Annotated in this window: 24 protein-coding genes and 5 pseudogenes; 13 read left to right on the top strand and 16 right to left on the bottom strand. The window is 59.8% G+C overall.

The features are described 5' to 3' along the window. Positions 1–94 precede the first annotated feature (94 nt). Both JFT80_RS17005 and JFT80_RS17000 read left to right on the top strand, forming a co-directional pair. On the top strand, positions 95–271 hold the full coding sequence (locus JFT80_RS17005) for a hypothetical protein (protein ID WP_201148638.1): 177 nt from the start codon (positions 95–97) through the stop codon (positions 269–271). Positions 272–346: 75 nt separating this feature from the next. Then, a complete protein-coding gene (locus JFT80_RS17000; protein ID WP_201148637.1) occupies positions 347–2518 on the top strand; it encodes a mechanosensitive ion channel family protein in 2172 nt (723 codons plus the stop codon). Positions 2519–2716: 198 nt separating this feature from the next. Here the strand turns inward: JFT80_RS17000 and JFT80_RS16995 are convergent, their stop codons facing one another. Continuing rightward, entirely contained in the window at positions 2717–4390 is a 1674-nt protein-coding gene (locus tag JFT80_RS16995) for a DEAD/DEAH box helicase (protein ID WP_201148636.1), read from the bottom strand. Positions 4391–4827: 437 nt separating this feature from the next. Between JFT80_RS16995 and JFT80_RS16990 the strand changes: the two genes are divergently transcribed. Next, positions 4828–5619: a crotonase/enoyl-CoA hydratase family protein gene (locus JFT80_RS16990; protein WP_201148635.1), complete on the top strand. Its 792-nt coding sequence runs from the start codon at positions 4828–4830 to the stop codon at positions 5617–5619. Positions 5620–5737: 118 nt separating this feature from the next. Here JFT80_RS16990 and JFT80_RS16985 read toward each other — a convergent pair whose 3' ends face one another. Then, positions 5738–6493 carry a spermidine synthase gene (locus JFT80_RS16985; RefSeq protein WP_201148634.1) on the bottom strand — a complete coding sequence of 252 codons (756 nt, stop codon included), beginning with the start codon at positions 6491–6493 and terminating at the stop codon, positions 5738–5740. 161 nt (positions 6494–6654) lie between these two features. Here JFT80_RS16985 and JFT80_RS16980 point away from each other — a divergent pair. Further along, positions 6655–8000, top strand: a pseudogene (locus JFT80_RS16980) (class II 3-deoxy-7-phosphoheptulonate synthase). Positions 8001–8105: 105 nt separating this feature from the next. Here the strand turns inward: JFT80_RS16980 and JFT80_RS16975 are convergent. Together JFT80_RS16975 and JFT80_RS16970 are read right to left on the bottom strand one after the other, a co-directional pair. After that, a pseudogene (locus JFT80_RS16975) lies at positions 8106–9334 on the bottom strand (winged helix-turn-helix domain-containing protein). A gap of 210 nt (positions 9335–9544) precedes the next feature. Continuing rightward, the gene (locus JFT80_RS16970; protein WP_122839303.1) at positions 9545–9766 is read right to left on the bottom strand and encodes a DUF1127 domain-containing protein; all 222 of its coding nucleotides are present in this window, start codon (positions 9764–9766) and stop codon (positions 9545–9547) included. A gap of 96 nt (positions 9767–9862) precedes the next feature. Here JFT80_RS16970 and JFT80_RS16965 point away from each other — a divergent pair, with 96 nt between their 5' ends. After that, entirely contained in the window at positions 9863–10717 is an 855-nt protein-coding gene (locus JFT80_RS16965) for a LysR substrate-binding domain-containing protein (protein ID WP_026000633.1), read from the top strand. Here JFT80_RS16965 and JFT80_RS16960 read toward each other — a convergent pair. Beyond that, complete coding sequence (locus JFT80_RS16960) at positions 10707–11456, bottom strand: sulfite exporter TauE/SafE family protein (protein WP_201148633.1); 750 nt, start codon at positions 11454–11456, stop codon at positions 10707–10709. The two genes, JFT80_RS16965 and JFT80_RS16960, sit on opposite strands and share 11 nt — an antisense overlap. A 110-nt stretch (positions 11457–11566) precedes the next feature. On the opposite strand from JFT80_RS16960, the gene JFT80_RS16955 reads away from it, so the two are divergent. From JFT80_RS16955 to JFT80_RS16945, 3 genes are all read left to right on the top strand, one after another. Beyond that, on the top strand, positions 11567–12523 hold the full coding sequence (locus tag JFT80_RS16955) for a LysR family transcriptional regulator (protein ID WP_201148632.1): 957 nt from the start codon (positions 11567–11569) through the stop codon (positions 12521–12523). A gap of 69 nt (positions 12524–12592) precedes the next feature. After that, a complete protein-coding gene (locus JFT80_RS16950) occupies positions 12593–13054 on the top strand; it encodes a MarR family winged helix-turn-helix transcriptional regulator (RefSeq protein WP_201148631.1) in 462 nt (153 codons plus the stop codon). Between the two features lie 218 nt (positions 13055–13272). Then, complete coding sequence (locus JFT80_RS16945; RefSeq protein ID WP_201148630.1) at positions 13273–13692, top strand: organic hydroperoxide resistance protein; 420 nt, start codon at positions 13273–13275, stop codon at positions 13690–13692. A 177-nt stretch (positions 13693–13869) separates the two neighbouring features. Here JFT80_RS16945 and JFT80_RS16940 read toward each other — a convergent pair whose 3' ends face one another. Further along, positions 13870–14439: an elongation factor P gene (locus JFT80_RS16940; RefSeq protein ID WP_201148629.1), complete on the bottom strand. Its 570-nt coding sequence runs from the start codon at positions 14437–14439 to the stop codon at positions 13870–13872. Positions 14440–14487: 48 nt separating this feature from the next. After that, positions 14488–15629 (bottom strand): annotated as a pseudogene (gene earP, locus JFT80_RS16935) (elongation factor P maturation arginine rhamnosyltransferase EarP). A 124-nt stretch (positions 15630–15753) separates the two neighbouring features. On the opposite strand from earP, the gene JFT80_RS16930 reads away from it, so the two are divergent. Further along, a complete protein-coding gene (locus JFT80_RS16930; protein WP_201148628.1) occupies positions 15754–16164 on the top strand; it encodes a hypothetical protein in 411 nt (136 codons plus the stop codon). A 2-nt stretch (positions 16165–16166) separates the two neighbouring features. Next, positions 16167–16648: pseudogene (locus JFT80_RS16925) on the top strand (transcription elongation factor GreAB). A gap of 7 nt (positions 16649–16655) precedes the next feature. Here the strand turns inward: JFT80_RS16925 and cysB are convergent. The 5 genes and pseudogenes from cysB to JFT80_RS16900 all read right to left on the bottom strand — a co-directional run bounded on the left by cysB (position 16656) and on the right by JFT80_RS16900 (position 20615). Continuing rightward, on the bottom strand, positions 16656–17630 hold the full coding sequence (gene cysB, locus JFT80_RS16920) for an HTH-type transcriptional regulator CysB (protein WP_008148549.1): 975 nt from the start codon (positions 17628–17630) through the stop codon (positions 16656–16658). Positions 17631–17742: 112 nt separating this feature from the next. Next, positions 17743–18246: a universal stress protein gene (locus tag JFT80_RS16915; protein ID WP_045060206.1), complete on the bottom strand. Its 504-nt coding sequence runs from the start codon at positions 18244–18246 to the stop codon at positions 17743–17745. Between the two features lie 98 nt (positions 18247–18344). Beyond that, positions 18345–19251, bottom strand: a pseudogene (locus JFT80_RS16910) (5'-nucleotidase). Between the two features lie 24 nt (positions 19252–19275). After that, entirely contained in the window at positions 19276–20232 is a 957-nt protein-coding gene (locus tag JFT80_RS16905; protein WP_201148627.1) for a putative 2-dehydropantoate 2-reductase, read from the bottom strand. Continuing rightward, on the bottom strand, positions 20229–20615 hold the full coding sequence (locus JFT80_RS16900) for a co-chaperone YbbN (protein ID WP_201148626.1): 387 nt from the start codon (positions 20613–20615) through the stop codon (positions 20229–20231). The genes JFT80_RS16905 and JFT80_RS16900 overlap by 4 nt, the downstream gene beginning before the upstream one ends. Between JFT80_RS16900 and JFT80_RS16895 the strand changes: the two genes are divergently transcribed. After that, a complete protein-coding gene (locus JFT80_RS16895; RefSeq protein ID WP_201148625.1) occupies positions 20614–21057 on the top strand; it encodes a PilZ domain-containing protein in 444 nt (147 codons plus the stop codon). The genes JFT80_RS16900 and JFT80_RS16895 overlap by 2 nt on opposite strands. A gap of 142 nt (positions 21058–21199) precedes the next feature. Continuing rightward, positions 21200–22276, top strand: coding sequence for a 3-deoxy-7-phosphoheptulonate synthase (locus tag JFT80_RS16890; RefSeq protein ID WP_201148624.1), 1077 nt, complete (start codon positions 21200–21202; stop codon positions 22274–22276). A gap of 74 nt (positions 22277–22350) precedes the next feature. On the opposite strand, the gene JFT80_RS16885 is transcribed toward JFT80_RS16890, so the two are convergent. Then, the gene (locus JFT80_RS16885; protein WP_201148623.1) at positions 22351–22638 is read right to left on the bottom strand and encodes a GNAT family N-acetyltransferase; all 288 of its coding nucleotides are present in this window, start codon (positions 22636–22638) and stop codon (positions 22351–22353) included. Between the two features lie 639 nt (positions 22639–23277). Between JFT80_RS16885 and oprI the strand changes: the two genes are divergently transcribed. After that, positions 23278–23529 carry an outer membrane lipoprotei OprI gene (gene oprI / locus JFT80_RS16880; RefSeq protein WP_003199355.1) on the top strand — a complete coding sequence of 84 codons (252 nt, stop codon included), beginning with the start codon at positions 23278–23280 and terminating at the stop codon, positions 23527–23529. A gap of 124 nt (positions 23530–23653) precedes the next feature. On the opposite strand, the gene JFT80_RS16875 is transcribed toward oprI, so the two are convergent. The 3 genes from JFT80_RS16875 to JFT80_RS16865 form a co-directional block, all read right to left on the bottom strand. Next, positions 23654–24625, bottom strand: coding sequence for a L,D-transpeptidase family protein (locus JFT80_RS16875; protein ID WP_201148622.1), 972 nt, complete (start codon positions 24623–24625; stop codon positions 23654–23656). Positions 24626–24864: 239 nt separating this feature from the next. Beyond that, positions 24865–25158 (bottom strand): hypothetical protein, encoded by a 294-nt coding sequence (locus tag JFT80_RS16870; protein ID WP_007908575.1) that lies wholly within the window; start codon positions 25156–25158, stop codon positions 24865–24867. 57 nt (positions 25159–25215) lie between these two features. Then, positions 25216–25693 (bottom strand): arylesterase (locus tag JFT80_RS16865; protein WP_201148621.1); only part of this gene is annotated, 478 nt, incomplete at its 5' end.

Below are 25693 nucleotides of genomic sequence, written 5' to 3'. Positions count from 1 at the left end.
GACTCCATCGCCGGCAATCCAGTCTCCCACGGCCCGTGCTCGACCCACCAAACCCGCCTAGACTTCAATCATTCATTTCGACAAGGCAGTCTCCATGATCTCGATGTCTTCGTTTCACGCCATGCTCATTCCCATCCTGACCGGGATGATCCTGCTGGCCATCGGCTTCAACTTCCGCGACAAGAACGCCGGCGTGTTCGCCATGTGGATCGGCATGCTGATGATTCTTGCCACCGTGGTCTACAAGATCCTCGCCAAACTCAACGAATAATCCGCGACGGCTCGCATTGATTGGGTGGGCCTCGTACACTCCAGCGAATCCGCCCCTTGCGAGGTTGACCGCCTAGTGTTCGCTCGTCTTTTTGCTTTGCCCAGTCTGTTTCTCGTCTGCCTGATGACGCTGCTGCCGCTGGCCCCCGCCCAAGCGGTCGGCCTGCCGGGCCTGCTCAATGGCTCGGCGAAACCCCAGCCGGAGGCACAAGCGCCTCTCGGGCAGTCCCTGGACGATGTCATCAAGTCGCTGGAAAACGACCAGCAACGCGGCAAACTGCTGACCGACCTGAAAAAACTGCGCGACGCCACGAAAAAAGCCCAGGCGACCCAGGAAGAAGGCGTGCTCGGGCTGATCGGCGGCACCCTCGCCACATTCGAAAAGCAATTTACCGGCGACGACAGTCCAATCAAGCGTTGGTCCACCGAGTTCAGCCTCGCCCGGGATGAATTGTCTGCGTTGATGCTGCCAGCCAGCGAGTGGCTGCCGATCATCTTCGCTTTCGCGATGATCCTGATGGTCTGGAGCCTGCTCGCCGCCGCGCTGATCTGGCTCGGTCATCGGGTACGCATGCGTTTCGGCCTGACCGAAGAACTGCCGCAGCACCCCAAAGCCCTCGACATGCTGCGCTTCGCTCTGCGCAAGCTCGGGCCATGGCTGATCGCATTGGTCATCACGGTCTACATGAGCTACGCGCTGCCCTCGTCATTGGGCAAAAGCCTGGCGATGGTGCTGGCTTACGCACTGGTTGTCGGTACCTGTTTCTCGGCGATCTGCGTGATCGCGTTTTCTCTGCTCGATGGCCCGCACCGCCATCGCGCGCTGTACATCCTGCGTCATCAGGCCTTTCGGCCGTTGTGGCTGATCGGCAGCTTCGCCGCGTTCGGTGAGGCGTTGAGCGATCCACGCCTGGTCGAGAGCCTCGGTGTGCATCTGGCGCACACCGCCGCGACCGTAGCCAATGTCCTGGCAGCCCTGTCCACCGGGTTGTTCATCCTGCGCTTCCGTCGGCCGGTGGCGCACCTGATCCGCAATCAGCCGCTATCCCGACGTCTGACCCGCCGCGCCCTCAGCGACACCATCGATATCCTCGGCACCTTCTGGTATGTGCCGGCGCTGGTGCTGGTCGGCATCTCGCTGTTCGCCACCTTCGTCTCCGCCGGCGACACCAGCACCGCGCTACGCCAGTCACTGATCTGTACCGTGCTGCTGGTGTTATGCATGGTCATCAACGGTCTGGTGCGTCGCCACTCACTGAAACCGCAACGCGGGCCAAAACGTCACGCGCTGTATTCCGAGCGGCTGAAAAGCTTCTTTTACACCCTCGCGCACTTGCTGGTGTGGCTGGCCTTCATCGAACTTGGCCTGCGCGTGTGGGGCCAGTCGCTGATCGGTTTCGCCGAGGGCGAGGGCCATGACATCAGCGTCAAACTGTTCAGTCTGATCGGCACGCTGATTTTCTCCTGGCTGATCTGGATCCTCGCCGACACCGCCGTGCACCACGCCCTCACCCGCTCGCGCAAAGGCCTGGCCAATGCACGCGCGCAAACGATGATGCCGCTGATCCGCAACGTGCTTTTCGTGGCGATCTTCATCATCGCGCTGATCGTTGCGCTGGCGAACATGGGCATGAACGTCACGCCACTGCTGGCCGGTGCCGGTGTGATCGGTCTGGCCATCGGTTTCGGGGCCCAGTCGCTGGTCGCCGACCTGATCACCGGTCTGTTCATCATCATTGAAGACTCGCTGGCCATCGACGATTACGTCGACGTCGGCGGCCACCTCGGCACCGTCGAAGGCCTCACGATCCGCACGGTGCGTCTGCGCGACATCGACGGCATCGTCCACACCATCCCGTTCAGCGAAATCAAAAGCATCAAGAACTACTCGCGGGAATTCGGCTACGCAATCTTCCGCGTCGCGGTGCCGTACAACATGGAAATCGACGACGCGATCAAACTGATGCGCGATGTCGGCCAGAAGATGCGCACCGACCCGCTGCAGCGGCGCAATATCTGGTCGCCACTGGAGATTCAGGGCGTGGAAAGTTTCGAGTCCGGCAGCGCGATTCTGCGGGCTCGGTTCAAGACCGCGCCGATCAAACAATGGGAAGTTTCCCGGGCGTTCAACCTGTCGCTCAAACGCCATCTGGATGAGGCAGGAATGGATCTGGCAACGCCGCGCATGAGTGTGCAGGTGGTAACGGCGGGCGGCGGACCGATAGCGCAAACAACCTCGACTGACTAACCTGCCCGTAGGAGCTGCCGCAGGCTGCGATCTTTTGATCTTGATTTTTAAAAGCAAGATCAAAAGATCGCAGCCTGCGGCAGCTCCTACAGTGAGTCCGAGCGGCAGCAGCGGCAGCAGCAGGCACCTCTTCAAAGGCAAAAAATCCCCGAACCAGTCGGGGATTTTTTATGTTCGATCAATCAACCCAAGGGCCGATCAATCTTCGCGATAGCGACGCAGCTTCAACTGCTTGCCAGCAACGCGAGTGTCCTTCAGTTTGGTCAGGAGTTTTTCCAGACCATCTTCCGGCAGCTCGACGAGGCTGAAGCTGTCACGCACCTGGATGCGACCGATGGCTTCGCGGGCCAGGCCGCCTTCGTTGAGGATGGCGCCCAGCAGGTTTTTCGCAGCAATACCGTCACGCGCACCCAGCGCGGTACGGCAACGAGCACGGCCTTCGCCCAAAGGCATTGGCGCGCGACGCTCGCGGTCACCACGATCAGGACGGTCACCGGTACGCTCAGGACGGTCGCCACGCGGTGCGTTGTTCGGCACCAGTGGACGTTCCTTCTCGATCGCCGCCAGGTTCAGCGCTTGACCGTTGGTGGCTTTGCGCAGCAGCGCAGCAGCCAGAGCACGCGGAGTGCAACCGATGTCTGCAGTCAGACGATCAAGCAGTTCACCGTGAGTCGACTCGGCATCAGCAACCAGCGGCGACAGGCTGTTGGTCAGTTTCTTGATGCGTGCATCGAGAACTGCCTGTGCGTCCGGCAGGCGGACTTCAGCAACTTTCTGACCGGTTACACGCTCGATCACTTGCAGCATGCGGCGCTCACGTGGAGTCACCAGCAGCAGTGCACGACCTTCGCGACCGGCACGGCCAGTACGGCCGATACGGTGAACGTAGGATTCCGGATCGTACGGCATGTCAACGTTGAACACGTGAGTGATGCGCGGAACGTCCAGACCACGAGCAGCAACGTCGGTCGCCACAACGATGTCCAGACGGCCATCTTTCAGCGAGTCGATGACGCGCTCACGCTGGTTCTGGGCGATGTCACCGTTCAGCGCAGCGGCTTTGTAGCCTTTGGCGTCGAGGGCACTGGCCAGATCCAGGGTCGCTTGCTTGGTGCGTACGAACATGATCAGAGCGTCGAAATCTTCCACTTCCAGCAAGCTGAGAACGGCCGAAGTCTTCTGGTCAGCGTGAACCAACAGGTGAGCCTGTTCGATCGCGGTAACAGTCTGGGTCTTGGTCTGGATCTTCACGTGTTGCGGATCGCGCAGATGGCGTTCGGCAATGGCGCGGATCGACTGCGGCAGGGTAGCCGAGAACAAAACGGTCTGACGGGTCGCTGGCAGAGCCTTGAAGATGACTTCCAGGTCATCCATAAAGCCCAGCTTCAACATTTCGTCAGCTTCGTCGAGAACCAGGTGGTTCACGGTCGACAGAACTTTCTCGTCGCGACGCAGGTGGTCGCACAGACGGCCCGGAGTGGCGACAACGATCTGTGCGCCGTTACGGATAGCCTTGAGTTGCGGGCCCATCGGCGCGCCGCCGTAAACGGCGACAACGGTGACGCCTGGCATTTGCTTGGCGTAGGTTTCAAAAGCGGTTGCTACTTGCAGCGCCAACTCTCGGGTTGGCGCCAGGATCAGGGCTTGCGGTTCGCGCTTGGCAGGATCGATGCGGTGCAGAATAGGCAGAGCGAACGCGGCGGTTTTACCGGTACCGGTTTGCGCTTGGCCAATCATGTCCTGGCCGGCCATGATGATCGGGATCGATTGCTGCTGAATCGCCGAAGGCTCTTCGTAGCCGGTCGCTGCGACGGCTGCAAGAATATTCGGGTTAAGATTAAAAGCGGCGAATCCGCCGGTTTCCTGGGTCATGGGTCTGCCTCTAAGTGCATCCGCAAAGACCCATGCTCCAAAGCTGCGCATGCCGTGTTGAGACTCAAGAGTCGCCCTGGCAGCTTTGTCGGCGGGGATTTGCGAAAACGAATGAATGAAAAAAAAGAATCGTCCGGGAAGAGCCCGCAATGCGGACGTGCAGCCGAAGCTGACTTCGGGAAATTGCGCTACCTAAACGCGGCCCGGTTAAAGGCCGGCGCGCACTATACCGGATTTTGCCCAAAAAGGGAGCTTTTTTTATCGCCTGAATGCGTGTGTCACCGCTGTGTAACGGGGTTTTGCGGATAATCGCGCCAAGGTCTATTTTTCAAAGGCCCGGCCCTGCTGGAGATGGCGCTAAAACGGTTCACCCTGCTGAGCCGCCGCCTTTGCCCTGCGCCCGGCAACCGCCCCCTTCCCGCCCGAGGAATTGCCCCATGAATCAGCCCTGCTCCAGTCGAGTCAGCCGCGAACGGCGCGGTCATGTGCTGTTGATCGGTTTGGACCGGGCGGCCAAGCGCAATGCGTTCGACCTCGACCTGCTGAATGAACTGAGCCTGGCCTATGGCGAGTTCGAAGCCGACCGCGAAGCGCGGGTGGCGGTGGTGTTTGGCCACGGCGAGCATTTTACCGCCGGGCTCGACCTGGTCAGCGCCAGTGCCAGCCTGGCCGAAGGCTGGCAGGTGCCCGCCGGTGGCTGCGATCCATGGGGAATCCAGGCCGGCCCTCGGGTGAGCAAACCGGTGATTGTCGCTGCGCAGGGTTATTGCCTGACCATCGGTATCGAATTGATGCTGGCTGCTGATATCAATCTTTGTGCGAGCAATACCCGCTTCGCGCAAATGGAAGTACAGCGTGGGATCTTTCCTTTTGGTGGCGCGACGTTGCGTTTTCAGCAGATCGCCGGTTGGGGCAACGCGATGCGCTGGTTGCTGACCGGTGACGAGTTTGATGCGCACGATGCGTTGCGCTTGGGGTTGGTGCAGGAAGTGATGGCCAGTGAGGATTTGCTGCCACGGGCGATTGAATTGGCCGAACGGATTGCCCGGCAGGCACCGTTAGGGGTGCAGGCAACGTTGATGTCGGCGCGCCAGGCGCGGTATGAGGGTGAGACGGCGGCGGCACAGGGATTGCCGGCGTTGGTGAAGAAGTTGCTGGCGAGCGAGGATGCCAAGGAGGGGGTACGGTCGATGATCGAGAAGCGACCCGGCGTGTTTAAGGGGCTTTGAGGCAGGTATTGACTGTGAGGCCTTCATCGCGGGCAAGCCCGCTCCCGCAATGATTTGCGTCGTACTCGAAACCTGTGGGAGCGGGCTTGCCCGCGATGAGACCCTCACAGACGCCGACTCATGTCGCCGGGCGAATCGCCTTGATCAGCGACTGCAACGAATACCCCAATCGCGGCGCCAGCCCTTCGGCCCGGGCCACCAGGGCGTCCATGTCCAGCGCCTGATCCAGCTCTGACGGCACCAGCAAAATCACATTGCCCTCTTTCACCGGCAACTCCCAGTAATGGCGGTGATACAGCCCGCGCAACAGCGCAGCGCCCAGCGGCTTGCCATCGTCGGTGGCCCACTGATTGATCACCAGCCATCCGCCCGGATTCAGGCGCTTTTGACAGTTCTCCAGGAAACTCCAGGCCAGGTGGCCGACCCCAGGCCCGACATCGGTATACAGGTCGACGAAAATCAGGTCTGCAGGCTCAGCAGTGTCCAGCAACTCCAGCGCGTCGCCGACCCGGATATACAGGCGCGGATCATCATCCAGCCCCAGGTATTCAATGGCCAGGCGCGGCACATCGGGCCTCAGTTCGATGGCTTCGACGTCTTCCAGCGGCAGGAATTTCAGGCAGGCCTGGGTCAACGTCCCCGCACCCAGCCCCAGGAACAGCGCACTTTCCGGCTGCTCGTGGCACAACGCACCGATCAGCATCGCGCGGGTGTAATCGTATTCGAGCCAGCTCGGGTCGGCGGTGAACACGCAACTCTGTTCGATAGCGTCACCGAACTCGAGAAATCGGTAATCCGCCACTTCCAGCACGCGTATCACGCCGAACTCATCCTGTACCTCGGCGAGCAGATGCTCGACGCGCTCCTCGGTCATTTCGTCTCCTGGTCGTCTCGGGCCTGCAGCTTGGGGAAACAGCGGCGCAGTCAACCGCTGATGCGGCTGCAAAGGCGCGATTGTCAGCGATGCAACGGGAACAGGTCACGCACTAATTGCTGATAACATGAGGGTCCGAGCGTAAAACTACCGAGACCGTGATGAGCCAACCCTGGAGCCCTGACAGCTGGCGCGCCCTGCCGATCCAGCAACAACCCGCCTACCCCGACGCTGCACATTTGCTGCAGGTCGAGCAGACCCTGGCCAGCTATCCGCCGCTGGTGTTTGCCGGTGAAGCCCGGGAGTTGCGTCGCCAGTTCGCCGAAGTGACACAGGGTCGGGCGTTTCTGTTGCAGGGCGGCGATTGCGCTGAAAGTTTTGCCGAGTTCTCCGCAGCAAAAATTCGCGACACCTTCAAGGTGCTGCTGCAAATGGCCATCGTCATGACCTTTGCTGCCGGCTGCCCGGTGGTCAAGGTCGGTCGCATGGCCGGGCAGTTCGCCAAACCCCGTTCGGCCAATGACGAAACCATCGACGGCGTCACCTTGCCGGCCTACCGTGGCGATATCGTCAACGGCATCGGCTTCGATGAAAAAAGCCGCGTGCCGGATCCGGAACGCCTGCTGCAGTCCTATCACCAGTCCACCGCCACCCTCAACCTGCTGCGCGCGTTTGCCCAGGGGGCTTTGCCGACCTGCATCAGGTGCACAAATGGAACCTGGATTTCATCGCCAACTCGGCGCTGGCCGAGAAATACAGCCACCTGGCCGATCGCATCGATGAAACCCTGGCCTTCATGCGCGCCTGCGGCATGGACAGCTCGCCACAGCTGCGCGAGACCAGTTTCTTCACTGCGCACGAGGCCTTGCTGCTGAACTACGAAGAAGCTTTTGTTCGTCGCGACAGCCTGACCAACGATTACTACGACTGTTCGGCGCACATGCTGTGGATCGGCGACCGTACCCGTCAGCTCGACGGTGCGCATGTCGAATTCCTTCGCGGCGTGAACAACCCGATCGGCGTCAAAGTCGGCCCGAGCATGAACCCGGACGACCTGATTCGCCTGATCGACGTGCTCAACCCGAGCAACGACCCGGGCCGCCTGAACCTCATCGCGCGCATGGGCGCGAACAAGGTCGGCGATCACCTGCCCGCGCTGATTCGTGCAGTGCAGCGTGAAGGCAAGCAGGTGCTGTGGAGTTCCGACCCGATGCACGGCAACACCATCAAGGCCAGCAGTGGCTACAAGACCCGCGACTTCGCGCAAATCCTTGGTGAGGTAAAACAGTTCTTCCAGGTGCACGAAGCAGAAGGCACTTATGCCGGCGGTATTCACATCGAGATGACCGGGCAAAATGTCACCGAGTGCATTGGTGGCGCGCGGCCGATTACTGAAGACGGGTTGTCGGATCGGTATCACACGCATTGTGATCCGCGGATGAATGCTGATCAGTCGCTGGAGTTGGCGTTCCTGATTGCTGAAACCCTGAAGCAAGTCCGGCGGTAAACCACTTTGAAACAATTGCTAGCGGGCTAGCTCCCACATTTTGACCGCGTTGTTCTGCCAAACGCGGCCAACTGTGGGAGCGAGCCTGCTCGCGATGAGGCCAGCTCAGGCACCCTCAATCCCAGCCAATGCCACTCTTAATCTGGCTGCACTCACCCGCTGGCAATTCAACTGCACCTGCGCCAGCCCCAGCCAATCGGCCATCCGCCGCAAATTGACCGCCAACGCCAGCATCCCCTCATCATCCAGCCCCGGCTCTTCCTCGTGCACGGCATGCACCGCCAAGCGGCCGTGCGCGCGCTCCGCGCGCAAATCTACCCGCGCAGATATTCGTTCGTTGTGCAAAAACGGCAGCACGTAATAGCCATAAACCCGTCTATCCTGGGGCGTATAAATCTCCAGCCGATAGCGAAAATCAAACAACCGCTCGGTACGGCCGCGCTCCCAGATCAGTGAATCGAAGGGCGACAGCAAGGCGCTGGCCTCGACCTTGCGTGGCACTTTCGGCTCGGGCAGGCAAAAGGCCGGTTGTCGCCAACCCTGGACCTCACAGGACAGTAATGCGCCCGCCTCCAGCAGTTCCGCCAGGCGCGAACGCGCATCGCCCGGATTCAGGCGAAAGTAGTCACGCAGGTCCTTTTCCGTCGCGATGCCCAAGGCATTGGCCGCATGCAGCAACAGGCCACGCTGGGCCTCATCTTCCGAGAGCATCGGCTGCTGGAGGATGACCGCGGGAAGCACCCGCTCCGGCAAGTCATACAACCGCTCGAATCCACGTCGTCCGGCGACAGTCACTTCACCGGCGGCAAACAACCATTCCAGCGCGTGTTTTTCCGCGCTCCAGTCCCACCATGGCCCGGCTCTTTCCTGGCGAGTCGACAGGCTGCCTGCGCCCAACGCCCCGAGTTCCTGAACCGAGCCAAGGACGCGGCGGATGATGTCCTGGTGCTCGCGACCGAAACGCGCCAGTTGCTGATAAATATCTTCGCCCCGCCCTGCCCGCGCCATCCGCCAGCGCATCAAGGGGAACATCGACAAGGGCAGCAGGGACGCTTCATGCCCCCAATATTCAAACAGCGTGCGCTGCCGCCCCTGACTCCAGGCCGCCTGATCAAGCAAGCCGGGTGAATAACAGCCCAGGCGCGAAAACAGGGAAGGTAGTGCGAGCGCACCAGCGCATTGACCGAATCGATCTGCAGGATACCCAGGCGTTCGATCAAACGATTGACCTGGATCGATTTGACCAGCGCTGGCGGCTGGCGCCCACCGAACCCCTGGGAGCTCAACGCCAGGCGCCTGGCCTGCAGCAAGGAAAAATACGAGGAGGTAGACATTCAAAGGCTCATGCAGAGGTCTGTGTCCACCTTAGCGGCCCACGCATGAAACGCCAATGGCGTGACCTCATCGCCTGTTCAGCAGGTGCCCGCCCGGCTCCAGCGAACTAATACGACCGCCTGTTGCCGCCCATGAAAAACCCCATGACCCGGGCTTGCGCCACGCGTGATGGGGTTGTGACCAGGCATGTGCCATCGGTGTTTCCAACCTTATTTGCCGCCGCCCAGTGGGTCTTGCCAGAAGTGACGCTCCGCTTCCTGCGCCACATCCGCGCGAGTCAGGCCGATGTCCTTCAAGGCCTCATCGCTCATGCCCGCCAACATTTCCCGTTCGCGGTGCAGTTCATACCAGCGGGTCAGCTTGTGCAGCAGATCCGAGACGACGTGAATGGAGTGTTTTTCTACTGCGCTGACATCGTGTTGACCTTTCATCGTGTTGCCCTCCATGTGGATGGCTCAAGTCTCGCGCCGGCGCTAAGATCAATCCAACGAATGTTTCTGATGGCATGCATCACGGAGATTCATCAATTGTCGGCCTACCCGAGTATCGATACCGATGTACTGCGCACCTTTGTCGCGATTGCCGACCAGGGTGGCTTTACTCGCGCAGGCGAGATGGTCAACCGCACGCAATCGGCGGTGAGCATGCAGATGAAGCGTCTGGAAGAAGACGTGTTGCAGCGCCAGCTATTCGAGCGCGACGGCCGTCAGGTGCGCCTGACTGCGGAAGGCCAGGTGCTGCTCGGGTATGCGCGGCGCATCCTCAAACTGCACAGCGAAGTGTTCAACACGTTGCGCGAGCCACACATGGTCGGCACCGTACGCATTGGTACGCCGGATGATTACGTGATGCGCTTTCTGCCGGGGATCCTCTCGCGATTCGCACAGTTCTATCCGCTGATCCAGATCGAAGTGCACTGCGAGTCGACCAAACAACTGCTGCAACGCACCGATCTCGATCTATCGATCGTCACTCGCGAGCCGGGCAACGAGATCGGCCAATTGCTGCGCAAGGAGCGTTTCGTCTGGGCCGAGGCGCAAAACTTCAGCGCCCACGAGCAAACACCGCTGCCACTGGCGATGTTCAACAGTGATTGTTTCTGCCGCTTGTGGGCGTGCAACGCGCTGGACGCGATGGGCCGCGATTACCGTATCGCCTACAACAGCACCAGTTTGTCGGCGCTGATGGCCGTGGTCAGCGCAGGTCTGGCGATTACCGCCCAACTGGAAAGCCTGATCACCCCGGACATGCGCATCCTCGGCGCCGCCGAAGACCTGCCATTGCTGCCCGAGGCGAGCATTATGCTGATCCGCAACCTGAACAATCCGTCGCCGATCACCGAGTGCCTGGCCGAGCACATCGTCGAAGGTTTCAAACTTTAAACGCGAGCATCACCGCGCACATCACCAGAAAGCCGCAAAACAGCCCACGCAGGAGTTTCTCCGGCATCGCGTGGGCGACCTTCACCCCCCAACTGATGCTGGCCAGACCGCCGATGGCGAGCGGCAGGCCGATCATCCAGTCCACTTCGTGGTGCACCGCGTAAGTCACCAGGGTGACGCCAGTGCTTGGCAATGCCAGCGCCAGCGACAAACCCTGGGCAACCACTTGCGTGGTACCGAACAGGCTGGTCAGCACCGGCGTCGCTACCACCGCCCCACCAACACCGAACAACCCTCCCATGGTCCCGGACGCCGCACCGAGTACGCCGAGCCACGGCCACGAATAACGCATTTCGGAAGTGGTAGCGGGTTGACGACCGAACATTTTCAGCAGGTTGTAGGCCGACAGCACCACAAGAAACGCGACGAAGCCGATACGCATGGTTTGCGCATCAATGCCCACCGCCCAGATCGAGCCGATCCAGGCGAAGCAGAATCCCATTACCGCCAACGGCAAAGCGTGGCGCAGTTCGATGCGATTGCGCTGGTGGTAGCGCCACAGCGCCAGCATCACGTTGGGCACCACCATGACCAGCGCAGTACCCTGGGCAATCTGTTGATCCAGCCCGAACCACACGCCGAGCAAAGGAATGGCAATCAAACCGCCACCGATGCCGAAGATGCCACCGAGCGTGCCGAGCGCCGCGCCGAACAGCAGGTACAACAAAAACTCCATCACAGCCAAATTCCTCTCACGTCAGGCGATTCATCCTACGCAGTCACGGCTGGCGGGGAAACGCACAGCAACGCACAATGGCTGTGCCGATTTCGCACAAGCGTTGAATCCACATGAATCCCAATCAATTGACCGATCAACTCGGGCTGTTTCTCGATGTGCTGGAGAGTGGCAGCTTTTCCGCCGCCTCGCGCCGTCATCCGCTGACGCCATCAGCGGTCGCGCGGCGCATCGACAGTCTGGAAAACGCCGTGGGCAGCCAGCTGTTCATCCGCAGCACCCACGCGGTGCGGGCGACACCGGCCGGTCTGGCGTTCGCCGAGCGAGCGCGGCGCATTGTCGCCGAACTGCAACTGGCCCGGGCCGAAGCGGTTTCCCTGAGCAGCGCACCCGAAGGCTTGATTCGTATCGACGCGCCTGCCGCGTTCGGGCGGCGGCATCTGGCGCCGGTGATTGCCGACTTCCTCGTTCTCTACCCAGGGCTGGACGTGCAATTGCACCTGATCGACAGTTTCGTCGACATGGGCGGTTCGAACCTGGGCAAAGTTGATCTGGTGCTGCGTGCGGGGCAATTGGCCGACACACGACTGGTCGCCACGCCGTTGGCGAGCATGGTTCGAATTGCGTGCGCGAGCCCAGCCTACCTGAAGCTCCGTGGCGTGCCGGCGGAACCAGCACAGTTGAACGAGCATGACGGACTGGATTGGGACGGACTGGCCCCGCCCTTCGCCTGGCGTTTCGAACAGGACGGGCAAATGCACTTGCACCGTCCGGCACGCATCCGCATGAGCGCCAACAATGCCGAAGCACTGGTGTGCGGTGCGCTGGCGGGGCTGGGCATTGCCCATCTACCCACCTGGCTTGCCAGCGAATACCTGCTGCGCGGCGAACTGCAACCGTTGTTTTGTGACAACGGACTGCCGCCGCCGGAAAGCACCGGGATCTACGCGTTGCGCCTGGAGCAGCAACCCAACCCACGCAGTCGCCTGCTGCTTGAGTACCTGAAGACCCGTTTCAGCCCGATCCCGCCTTGGGATCTGGTGCTGCAGAACACCTTGGGTCGTCACTGACCGCGAATTATCTGGCGCATTAAAGATTCGCCCACTAGATTGATGACGATGACTGATCAAGGCTTTGAAATGACTGACAAACGAAACACTCCGGAGAACTGTGACCACCTGCGGCTGGACAATCAGGTGTGTTTCGCCCTGCACTCCACGTCACTGATGATGACCAAGGTCTATAAACCGCTCCTGCAGGCGTTGGGCCTCACCTATCCGCAGTACCTGGCGATGCTGGTGTTGTGGGAGCGCGACGGCTTGACCGTGAGTGAAATCAGCGCCCGTCTGTTGACCGATCCCGGGTCACTGACGCCGCTGCTCAAGCGCCTCGAAGTCGAGGGCTTGCTCAGTCGTACCCGCAGCCGTGAGGATGAGCGGGTAGTGATTGTCGAGTTGACCGGGCCAGGCCGCGCATTGCGGGACAAGGCCCGCGATATTCCACAGTGCATCCTGGGGGCGAGTGGCCAGACCTTGCAGCAGTTGCAGAAGCTGCAGGCCGAGTTGCAAGCGCTGCGTAGTCATCTGCAGGACAGCCTCTGAAGGTGACAGCGAACGCCTCTGAAGGTGAAGCCCATTGTGGGAGCAAAGCTTGCCCGCGATAGCGGTATAACATCCAACATTGATGTCGACGGGTACTGCGCTACCAGGCGCTATAAAAATTATATTGCGCGCAAGATATTAGCGAGCTACATTCATTTCGCACTTACTTAGCGCGCAAACAATTAGCGCGAAATATTACATCTGACGAGGCTCACACCATGCAAACGCTCTACACCGCAATCGCAACCTCCACCGGCGGCCGTGATGGTCGTGCGACCTCCAGCGACAATATCCTCGATGTCAAACTCGCCACCCCGAAAGAACTCGGCGGCGCTGGCGGTGCAGCGACCAACCCTGAGCAACTGTTTGCTGCCGGTTACTCGGCCTGCTTCATCGGCGCGCTGAAATTCGTGGCCAGCCAGACCCAACGCAAAATCCCGGATGACGCCTCGATCACCGCCCACGTCGGTATTGGCCAGATTCCTGGCGGCTTCGGTCTGGACATCGATTTGCACGTCAGCCTGCCAGGCCTGGAACAAGCCGACGCGCAATCGCTGGTCGACGCCGCGCACCAGGTCTGCCCGTACTCCAACGCCACCCGTGGCAATGTCGATGTTCGTCTGCACGTCACTGTCTGAATAAAGCAAAAAGATCGCAGCCTCGTTCCACTCGACAGCGCCTACAGGAAGAACCAGGAAGAACGTGATTCCCTTGTAGGAGCTGTCGAGTGAAACGAGGCTGCGATCCTGTGATTTTGCAGGCACAAAAAAGCCCGACTCAATGGTCGGGCTTTTTCTTTCCGCGAAAAGCAGTGCTTATTTAGCACGGCCTTTGTAGGAACCGCCTTCGCGGGTGTCGATCTCGATCTTGTCACCGATTTCGATGAAGTCAGCAACTTGCAGCTCAGTACCATTGCTCAGCTTGGCTGGCTTCATTACTTTGCCGGAAGTGTCGCCGCGAGCCGAACCTTCGGTGTAGTCAACTACGCGCACGATGGTGGTCGGCAGCTCTACGGATACCAGACGATCTTCGAAGAAGATCGCTTCGCAAACGTCGGTCATGCCTTCTTCGATGAACGGCAGAACGCTTTCGATATCTTCAGCGTTCAGCTCGTACATGGTGTAGTCGGTGGTGTCCATGAACGTGTAGGTGTCGCCGCTGATGAACGACAGGGTCGCTTCTTTGCGGTCGAGGATCACGTCGTCCAGTTTGTCGTCAGCGCTGTAAACGATCTCGGTCTTGTAACCGGTCAGCAGGTTTTTCAGCTTGGTCTTCATGATCGCGCTGTTACGGCCCGACTTGGTGAATTCAGCTTTCTGAACCAGCCAAGGATCGTTTTCGAGACGAATCACTGTACCGGGTTTGAGTTCTTTACCAGTTTTCATTGCGAATATCCGAATTTGGATGGGATTTACAAAAATCTAGGCCGCGTATCATATCCAATTTAGGTAAAACTGTACCAGCGCCGCGGCAAGATCGGCCTGCAAGCCTTGTTCCAGACACCATGCCTCGGCGTTTTCTTGCAGCTCTGGCCAATAATTCCGGGCATTGAGCCAGTGCTCCCCGATCGGCAGACCAGCGCTCCACGCTTGCCAAAGACCGTTCATCGCCTCAGCGGCTGCCGGCGACAGGCCTTTTGTATAGAGCGCCAGGAAGGCATCGAGCTTGTCCAGATGGATGTCTTCGTCCTGCTGATAGATGTGCCAGAGCATCGGCCGCCCTGCCCATTGCGCCCGGACGAACGAGTCTTCGCCGCGCACCGCGTTGAAATCACAACACCAGAGCAGACGATCGTATTGATCCTGACGGACAAACGGCAGCACTTGCACGGTCAAACCGTCGCGAACGTGCACGTCCCCGCCGCGAGCCCCTCCACCCCAAGCCAGCGCGCCACGTCGCCGAGAATTCGCCCTTCCGGCACCAGCATGTGCGAAGGCGTGGAATCGCTCGCCAGGCAATCAAACCAGCTGGCCAACCCGGCATTCTCATAGGCGAACAGCGAAATCAACTGGCTGCCAGGGGCGCGATCGACGCCCAGGCCCTGGAGGAATTCGCGCTGCGCTGAAGCATCCTGCTGGAACTTGCGCCGTCGCTCGAGCAAGCCACGCTCGCGCAGCAAGCCGCCCGTGTCCTGGCGGAAACCGGGGAAGAAAAAGTACTTCTGTACGTGTCGGTATTTGACCGACGGCAAGCCGTGACAACCCACCACCCAGTCTTCGGCGCTCAGGTAATCCAGGTTCAGCCACAGCGGTGGTTGTGCCCGCGCGGCCATGGCGTCCATATAGGACGCCGGCAATTGGCAGGCAAATGCGGCGATGACCACATCAGCGGCATCAACCGGCGGCCATTCCACCAGCCATTGTCGCACCTCGACGCCCTGCTGCCATTGCTGCGCCAGCTGAGTGTCGATCTCCGGACACAGGCGCTCGAAGGCGCGCAGGTCGTCGACCCACAGGCGCACTCGCACCGAGTGCTCGGCCACCAGTTGCCGGGCCAGCCGCCAGGTCACCCCGATGTCGCCAAAATTGTCGACCACGGTACAGAAAATATCCCAGCGGGGGTTCGTTTCAGGCATTCCAGGCTCCCGTTGGCAAAGGTAGCGATTGTCCGCATAAATTACCCCGCGCAGAAGAGCCGACGGCGATTAATCTTCATGCGACAATCGCCCTTCGCTTGCAACCACCCGCCAGGAGGCCGCCATGCCCTACCGCCCCAACCCGCGCCGCCCACTTGCCGTACGACTCAATGTGCTACAACTGAGTGCCAGCATTGCCTTGGGCCTGTGGCTGGGCTTTCTCGCCATCGCACTGACCTGCTGGCTGCTCTCTCGATTTCTGTTCAACGAACAATTGGCCCCGGTCGCTCAGGCGGTACAGCAAATGGCCAATCCACCGGCTGCCGTCCAGGAGCGTCCGGACATTCCGCCGCAGAGTCCGTTGTTCGATCAGTACGAAGAAAACCTGCGCAAGAACGAGCAGCAGAATCGCCTTGATCAGGCACGCAGCAGCAGCCGTAACCAGGCGAACCCAAAATGCCAGTTCTGGCTGCAGCAGGATCAGACCGCGCCCAGCGAAAAGAGCCGCGCCAACGTTTTGCAATTCTGCGATTGATCATGAACAAGCACAGCGTCCACCAACTGATTATCGACAAACTGCGCATCGATCTCGACATCGCCGAGCGCGCGGCGCAGACCGCCTATGAGACCGCGACTCACGAAGAGAACATCGCCGAGAACAAGTACGACACCCTGGGCCTGGAAGCGTCCTACCTGGCAGCCGGCCAGGCCAGGCGTGTGGAGGAGATCAGACAGTCACTGACCCTTTGCCAGAACCTGGCCCTGCGCCCCTACGACGAGCAACGCGGCATCGAAGTCGGTGCGCTGCTGGGGCTGGAAGACGAAAAGGGTCGCGAACAATGGCTGTTCCTCGCACCCGACGCGGCGGGGTTGAAGATCGATATGGTGGGGCAGATCATCACCGTCATCACCCCCGCTCGCCCCTGGGCAAAAGTCTGCTGGGCAAGTTCGAAGGGGACGAGGTAAACATTCTGGTGGCGGGAGCCCGGCAACAATTTGCTGTTACCGAGGTGATCTAGACCGGGATCAATGCACCGGCAATTCGACTCCGTCGAACAGCTCTTCGAGCTCCTGCTTGTTATGGCACTGGATGGCCTTGGCCATGACTTCGCGGGTCAGGTGCGGCGCGAATTTCTCGATGAAGTCGCACATGAAACCGCGCAGGAAAGTACCGCGACGGAAGCCGATCTTGGTGATGCTGGACTCGAACAAATCGCTGGCATCGAGCATCACCAGGTCACTGTCGAGCTTGGCGTCAACGGCCATCTTCGCCACGATGCCCACGCCCAGGCCAAGCCGCACGTAGGTCTTGATCACGTCAGCATCGGCGGCGGTGAACACCACTTTAGGTGTCAGGCCACGGTGACTGAAGGCCTCGTCGAGCTTGGAGCGACCGGTGAAACCGAACACATAAGTCACGATCGGGTATTCGGCCAGCGCTTCGAGGGTCAGCTTCGACAGCTTGGTCAACGGGTGGCCCTGGGGCACTACAACGCAGCGGTTCCAGCGGTAGCACGGCATCATCACCAGATCGCCGAACAACTCCAGCGCTTCGGTGGCGATGGCGAAATCGACGGTGCCGTCAGCGGCCATTTCAGCGATCTGCATCGGCGAACCCTGATGCATGTGCAGCGCAACGTCGGGGTATTGCTTGATGAAATTGCTGATCACCGGCGGCAAGGCATAACGCGCCTGGGTGTGAGTGGTGGCGATCGACAGGGTACCTTTCTTCTCGTTGGAGAATTCCTGGGCGATCTGCTTGATGCTTTCAACCTTGCGCAGAATCTCACCGGCGGTGGTGATGATGCGCTCGCCGGCTGGCGTGACGCGGGTCAGGTGCTTGCCGCTGCGGGCAAACACTTCAACACCGAGTTCATCTTCCAGCAGACGGATTTGTTTACTGATGCCCGGTTGCGAGGTGTAAAGGCTTTGGGCTGTAGCGGAGACGTTGAGGTCGTGGTGCGCCACTTCCCAGATGTAGCGCAATTGTTGAAGCTTCATATGAATCCCTCAAAGCAGGTAGACGCCACGGGCATCAGCGACGGTATATAACTATATTAATGGTTTGAAGAATAAATCTAGAACTTTTTATCAGTTCGCCACTATTCGTGTTCTAGCGATCTCCCAGGCGCCGACGCTCAACCAGCGGTACCAGGTAGACCGGCACCCTCGCCAGTTGCAACACCCGTGCAGCGGTGCGGCCCAAAGGTGTTTCCGCGCCGGCCCCGTGGCTGTGACTACCTACGATCAGCAAATCCACAGAGAGTTTCTGCGCCTGGTCAAGAATCACCTGTGAGGGATCTCCCTGGATCACCCGCACCGCCTGGATCCGCGCCAGGTCCTGGTCCCCCTCCTCACCCAGCTCCTCGCGAAAGCTGTCGAGCACCCGCTGCTCGATGTTGGCAATCACCGTATTCAGGCCCTGGCTGTGGAAATCGTTCAACGCCTGCTCATCAAGGTAGCTCTGCAATACCGACTCGGCGAACAGCCCCATCGGCTCCACCGCATGCACCACATACAACTGCGCATCAAATGTCCGGGCCAGCGCCAGGGCATGCTGCATCACCAACGGTGCGTAAAGGCCGAGGTCAGTGGCATACAGCATCGAACGAATCATATGACCTCCTCGTGTGCCAACATGGCGGAGATTTGATTCAGCTTAGCAGTGCCTTGGCGAGTACGACGTGCGACGCAACGTCTTGAAGCACAGGGGCTTTAGATCGACGGTTCGTTGCTGATGCCATGCGGCACATGGCCAGTGGCGACCACTTCGCGGGCGAGTTCACAGTGACCGGCCTGATCGTCGAAGAACACGTCGGCGGCAAACGCTTCGAGAAACGCCGATTTGGTCAAGCCACCGAGGAACAGTGATTCGTCCAGGCGGATATCCCATTCGCGCAAGGTGCGGATCACCCGTTCGTGTGCCGGTGCCGACCGCGCGGTGACCAGCGCCGTGCGGATCGGGCAGTCGTCATCGGGAAACTCGCGCTGCAACAGATTAAGCGCGGCGAGGAAGCCCTTGAACGGCCCACCGCGCAATGGCTCGCGCGCCGATTCACGTTCCTTGGCCTGAAACGCTTCCAGCCCACCGGACTGATAGACGCGCTCCGATTCGTCGGAAAAAATCACCGCGTCACCGTCGAAGGCAATCCGCAATTCTTCGCTGGCCGCCCGGCTGGCACCACCGGACAGGATGGTCGCCGCAGCGAAACCGGCGTCCAGGGCACTGCGCACGTCTTCGGCATGGGTCGACAGGAACAGGTCACAGCCGAAGGCCTTGAGGTAGGGGTACGGACTGCGCCCGCCGACAAATGCTGCGCGCGAGATCGCCAGGCCGTAGTGGTGGATGGAGTTGAACACCCGCAGCCCGGTGTCGGCACTGTTGCGTGACACCAGGATCACCCTCGACCCGGGCACGGCCCAGGCTGTTGTTGAGGTTGAGCAGTTTCTGCACCAAGGGAAATGCATCGCCCGGTTCGAGGATTTCGTCCTCGTGCTCGATCTGATACTGGCGGTAGGCCTCAACGCCACTGGACAGGTACACCTTGTGGCTTTCGCTCAGGTCGAACAGCGCTCGCGAGGAAATCGCCAGCACCAGCTTGTCATCGATAGTCTTTGCCATACCTTCCCTCACTGAATGACCGACTCAGGCAGGACGTCGATCGATGAAAGCCAAGCTGCGGAACAGGGCTTCGATTCGCGGCATTTCGCATCCCGCGGCTTTCGCGGCTGCCAGGGGCCGGGCGTAGATCGCCTCCAGCTCCAGTGGCCGCCCGTGCAGATGATCGTGATACATGCTCGGCCAGTAATCGGGCATCTTTTCGGTCATCATGAACAGATACTCGGCGTATCCGGCGGGCACCTGATAACCGCAGGCGGTGGCGCCCTGCACCACTTCGGCCATCAACGCCTTGATCAGTTCCCGGCTATTGGTATCGGCCATCAAGGGCACAGTGCTCGCACGCAACAGCACCGAGAGTCCGTTGTAGGGGATATTCCAGACCAGTTTCTGCCAGCGTGCCTGATGCAGATTTGCCATGGCCTGGGAGTCGATGCCGGCGAAGTGGAACAGTCCGGCGCCTTCTTCGACTATTGCCTGGCGCGCCGGCAGGTCGGCGGCAGGACCGCTGTGGTAACCGACATGCACTGCGCCAAGGGCCTGATGAGTAATAACCCCGGGCGCCTCGCGATGAACACAGATGTAACAGAGACCTCCGAGCACGTGCAGCGAATCAGGCAGCGATTCGCGCAGACTGTCTTCGACGCCCAGGCCATTTTGCAACAGCAGCACCTTGGCGTCAGGCGCGCCAGCGCGAACGATGGTGGAAGCCAGCTCGGCGTTACTGGTGGTTTTCGTCCCCACCAGCAACCAGTCGCAGGGCGGCATGTCGTCGACCGAGGAACAGGCTTGCACCGGGAAAACGTTTACTGTCCCATGCTGCGCACTGTCCACTTGCAGGCCACGTTCGGCAACGGCGTGGAACTCGCTGCGCACCAGGAAATGCACATCGAAGCCGGCATGCGCCAGCATCGCCCCGTAAAATCCACCGATCGCCCCGGTGCCGATAATGCCTATTGTCGGCTTCGCTGCCGCCCCCATCATGGCAACTCCTCTGCTGTTCGTGTCAGCGCCTTAGTCAGCGCCTCATTGAGTTCAGTAGTCTCAAGGCGCGAATTCAGTGCCCCGAAGAATGCACCGTCGCGCACGACAAACAGCGCCGGCAAATGAAAGACCTGATAACGCTCCACCAACCCGCCGTTGTTGCCGGCATCAATCCAGCACAGGCGATCTACTGCCAGACCGAATCCCGGTAAGACCTCGCGAGCGAAGCGGCAACTGGCGCAGCCGACACTGGTGAAAATCACCAGGGAAACGCCGTTCATCGCCAACAGCCGTTGGTCGGCGTCGAAATCGGTCAGTTCGGATTCGACCACTATACTGGGGGAAACAATGTCAAATGGCCGACACAGGGAGTCTGTGCTCATGGGACGTTTCATACCTCATCCGGACGAGGTGCCGGTTGAATTAACCTTGCTCAAGCCTGAGTGTATTTCCAGGCAACAGCTGCACACTATCAGCCTCGGCGGCATCGCTTGCAATTACCACCGCGCCTGGCGCCATGGCACCGCGCTGCAAGTGCGCATGCCGACGCTCAATGCCGACATCTGTTATCCGGGCTATGTGGCGTGGTGCCTGCGGCGTAAAAAGGGCTATCTGGTGGGGATCGCGTTCACCGATGAGCAGACGCTGTTCAGCGCAAGAATGGGTGAGCAGGTGTGTCAGATCGAACGCTATTGCCGCATGAACGATGCCCACGATGACCTGCAGGATATTCAGGCACTGGCGCTGCAATGGGTCGAGCAACACGCCGAGGAGTTCTCCCATGACAGCGTGCGCAAGGCTTTCGCCCAGCCAGTGCTGGACTGACGCGCTTCTCTAAACAGTTACTTGCCCATTGTCGAGCAGCGCTTGACGCGCTAAGGTTCCGCTCCCCGACGCGCTTAAATCTGCTGTGCTCCGCCGCGCGGGGATCGCTGGCGGCCGGCACCCGTGACCTGACGAGTAAACGATGGCTGATTTACCGATCAACGACCTAAACGTCGCCTCTAACGAGACCCTGATCACTCCCGATCAGCTCAAGCGTGATATCCCTCTGAGCGACGCTGCCCTGCGCACCGTTACCAAGGGCCGCGAAGTCATTCGCAACATTCTTGATGGCACCGACCACCGTCTGTTCGTAGTGATCGGCCCGTGCTCGATCCACGACATCAAGGCTGCCCACGAATACGCCGAACGCCTCAAGGTGCTGGCGGAGGAAGTCTCCGACACCCTGTATCTGGTCATGCGAGTGTATTTCGAGAAGCCACGTACCACCGTTGGCTGGAAAGGCCTGATCAACGATCCGTATCTGGACGACTCGTTCAAGATTCAGGACGGTCTGCACATCGGTCGGCAGTTGCTGCTGGACCTGGCCGAAAAAGGCCTGCCCACCGCCACCGAAGCCCTTGACCCGATCTCCCCGCAGTATCTGCAGGACCTGATCAGCTGGTCGGCCATCGGAGCGCGCACCACCGAATCCCAGACTCACCGTGAAATGGCTTCCGGCCTGTCCTCGGCTGTCGGCTTCAAGAACGGCACCGACGGCGGCCTGACCGTTGCGATCAACGCCTTGCAGTCGGTTTCCAGCCCGCACCGTTTCCTCGGTATCAATCAGGAAGGTGGCGTGTCGATCGTCACCACCAAGGGCAATGCCTACGGTCACGTTGTCCTGCGCGGTGGTAACGGCAAGCCGAACTACGATTCGGTCAGCGTCGCCCTGTGCGAGCAGGCGCTGAACAAGGCGAAGATCAAGCCGAACATCATGGTTGACTGCAGCCACGCCAACTCCAACAAGGATCCGGCTCTGCAACCGCTGGTGATGGAAAACGTCGCCAATCAGATCCTTGAAGGCAACCAGTCGATCATCGGCCTGATGGTCGAAAGTCACCTGAACTGGGGTTGCCAGGCGATTCCGAAAGACCTCGCCGACCTGCAATACGGCGTGTCGATCACCGATGCCTGCATCGACTGGTCGGCTACCGAGAACACCCTGCGCAGCATGCACGCCAAGCTCAAGGACGTACTGCCAAAACGCGCTCGCAACTGAGCACGGCCAGGCGGGTCAGTAAAAGCCACGCATAAAAAAACGCCGGGTCAGCCCGGCGTTTTTTTGCGTTGCGTTTACTGGCTCAGCTTGGCGGCATGGCGCTGGTGACGCTCCATGTAGCGCTCGACGTAGGAGCATGACGGGATCACCGTGTAGCCCATTTCTTCGGCGTACTGCAACGCGCTTTCGGTCAGCGCAGCGGCAATGCCACGGCCTCGCAGGGCGTTGGGCACGAACGTGCGATAAATATCCAGGGTCTGTTTCCCCAGATCCATATAGGTCAGGTAGGCACGATGACCGTCCACATTGGTCTCGAACTGATGACCAGCCTGGTCATGGTGGATGGACAACGCCTCGCTCATCACTACTCCTCGCGGGTCTTGGATTCTGACCCCTACCTTACCGATGTTTTTCCGGCGAAGGAACATCTACGCCACCCAGTGCCTGATGGACACCGAGAAGAGCCACACCGATCTCGCGCAACCGAGCACCTGATAAATAGTAGGCGCCATTGGCAGAAATGCTCAAGGTGCGCTCGTCATTACGCAGATTGGCGGGTGCTGCTCCGGGGGAGACGCAGGGACTTGAAGACCGGGGATTCCCGCAGCCGATTACCTGAACATTGCCGGATGTTGAGACTTAAGACGAGCGCCCGTTGTTAAAGTCACCTCAACATGGACAAAGATAAGCGAAGTCGCGCGCAAAATCGGAATAAAAGTGTAGACGAATCCATCTAGAAACACTTTAGCCAAGACCGCAAAAACAGCACGTGGTAACGGGAACTTTTTCTCATTAACTCGCTCAGCGCGGGGCTTGCAGCTGGGCATTTTTTATACAGCGCAGTTAAAAGTTGCTCGAAAAAGAATCAGCGCCTACAATTTTTTTTGCTTCTTGCGCTACGTCAGTTTACTTACTACAAGTAATGGGTAGTATGTACGCCGGCTATTTCCTCAATCGTGAGGAGACAGCTACTTAATTGAAAGTCCTTGAAGGGGAACACGATGAACAACGTTCTGAAATTCTCTGCTCTGGCTCTGGCCGCAGTTCTGGCTACCGGTTGCAGCAGCGCATCGAAAGAAACCGAAGCACGTCTGACCGCTACTGAAGACGCAGCTGCTCGCTCCCAGGCTCGTGCAGACGAAGCTTACCGTAAAGCTGATGAAGCTCTGGCTGCTGCTCAAAAAGCACAACAGACTGCTGACGAAGCTAACGAGCGTGCTCTGCGCATGCTGGACAAAGCTAGCCGCAAGTAATAATCCTTCGGGATTGTTATCAAGCCGATCCGATGTCTGGGTCGGCTTTTTTGTGCCTGATGCTTTTGTCCCGGCAATAAAAAACCCGCCGACGCGATTCACGTCGACGGGCTTTTGCAAAGGCCTACTGCTGCAGGTCGACAGGTGAGCTGGTCACCATCGGTGCCGACGTATTCGGTGTGCCGATTTCCGTTGGCAGACCATCTTCGGCCGCAACCACATCGCGCACCACATCCCAGTTCACGCGCAGGTTACTGGTGACGTCTTCACGCTTGAGCATCGCGTTGATCACCGCCGTGTGTTTGTCGACCACCGACGGGTTGCCCTTGTCGTCGATCGGCGTGTGCGCTTCCAGGTAGACCTTGCCGCCACTGCGACCGAATTTGTAGGCGTCATTGAGGATCCGCACCGACGTGCCGACCGGCACCATGCTGGCCATTTCCAGCACGTTGTTGTTGAACATGCGGAAGCAGCCGTGGCTGGTGCGCATGCCAATGCCGAACTTCTTGTTCGAACCGTGGATCAGGTAACCCGGCGTACCGAGGTTGAACTTGAACGGCCCCAGCGGGTTGTCCGGACCGGCCGGTACGACGTTGGGCAGCGGATCGCCATCGGCGAGGTGTTCGGCCTTGATCGACGCAGGCGGCGTCCAGGTCGGATTGTGTGTCTTGGCGGTGATGGTGGTGTGCGCGATTGGCGACCCCCAACCCTCACGACCAATCCCCAGCGGGAACGTGTACACCACGTTCTTGCCCTTCGGGAAGTAGTAGAGGCGATATTCGGCGAGGTTGATCACGATGCCTTCACGCGGGCCCGGCGGCAGAATGAAACGCGTCGGCAGGACGATTTCGGTACCGGCGCCCGGCAACCAGGCATCGACGCCCGGGTTGGCCGCGACCATTTCCGAATAGCCCAGATCGTAGGTGGTGCCCAGATCGGCGAAGGTGTCTTCGTACTTGGCTTTGATCACCTGCACCTGACCGATGATGTCCTCACCGGGTGGTGGCAGGGGAAACTCCAATGCAGCAACGGGACCGGCCACACACAGGGCGGCAAGTGACAGGCAGCGGGTGACGGCAGGAAAGCGCGGCAACATCCGGAAAATCCTTCGCATGATCAACAAGGGTATAAGAGCGCGATTGTACACTGGCGCTTCGGTATTCGGGGAGACGCACCGATAGAGCGCGCATTGGCTGGGGGCTTGGCGGGTGGGGGTTCGGTTTATCTCGAAACCCCTGCTAACGAATTCGGCCTGAGGTCAGGGTGTCCTTGAGGTCCGGTGGAGCTGGGCAGTTGAGGGAGCTGTAGGAGCTGTCGAGTGAAACGAGGCAGCTCCTACAGCTCAAACCGCAACTCAGGCCAGATCGGCGAGGTGCCGCGCTTCTGCGATTCCAGAATCGCCCGGCACAACGAACACAGGCGCTGATCCTGAAAGACCCGGCGATCCACGCTCGACCAGCGTGGTTGCGCCGGCAACAAGCTGCCGCACAAGGTGCGATCGGCCGAGCCACCGAGTTCAAGCTGACGGGTCACCAGATGCACCCGCACTTCCTGGCAGGCGAACAGATCCAGCTGTTCGTCAGGCTCGATCAGTTGGTAGGCAAATAGGGACCAGGCAGAACGCGACATCGGGGGCTCCAAATAAGGGGGCGCCACATTAGCCGAAAGCCTGCCCTTAGAAAAGCCTCATAACAGCGGTTTTAGCGTCGGCCAGACATTTTCCAGCAACTTGCCCTGAGCCCCGACCGCCGGGTGCAGACCATCGGCCTGCATCAAGTCCGGGTGACCGCCCACGCCGTCGAGGAAAAACGGCACCAACGGGATCTTTTTATCATCGGCAAGTTTGCCGTAGACCTCGGCAAAAGCATCGGTGTAGCGCTTGCCATAATTGGGCGGCAATTGCATGCCGAGCAAGAGCACCTTGGCGCCACTCTGGCGGGAGCTGTCGATCATCGAGGCAAGATTTTGTTGCAATTGATTTGGCGGCATTCCGCGCAGGCCATCATTGCCGCCCAGCTCCAGGATCACCAGCTCAGGCTTATGCTCTGCAAGCAGCGCCGGCAGGCGCGCCTGGCCTCCGGCACTGGTGTCGCCGCTGATCGAGGCGTTGACCACTTTATCGTCGAAACCCTCCTGTTTGAGCCGTTGCTCAAGCAACGACACC

It is taken from the genome of Pseudomonas sp. TH10 (assembly GCF_016651255.1).
GTDB lineage: Bacteria > Pseudomonadota > Gammaproteobacteria > Pseudomonadales > Pseudomonadaceae > Aquipseudomonas.
The sequence above is the reverse complement of the archived record's forward strand: the minus strand, read 5'-3'. Positions and strand labels throughout refer to the sequence as shown.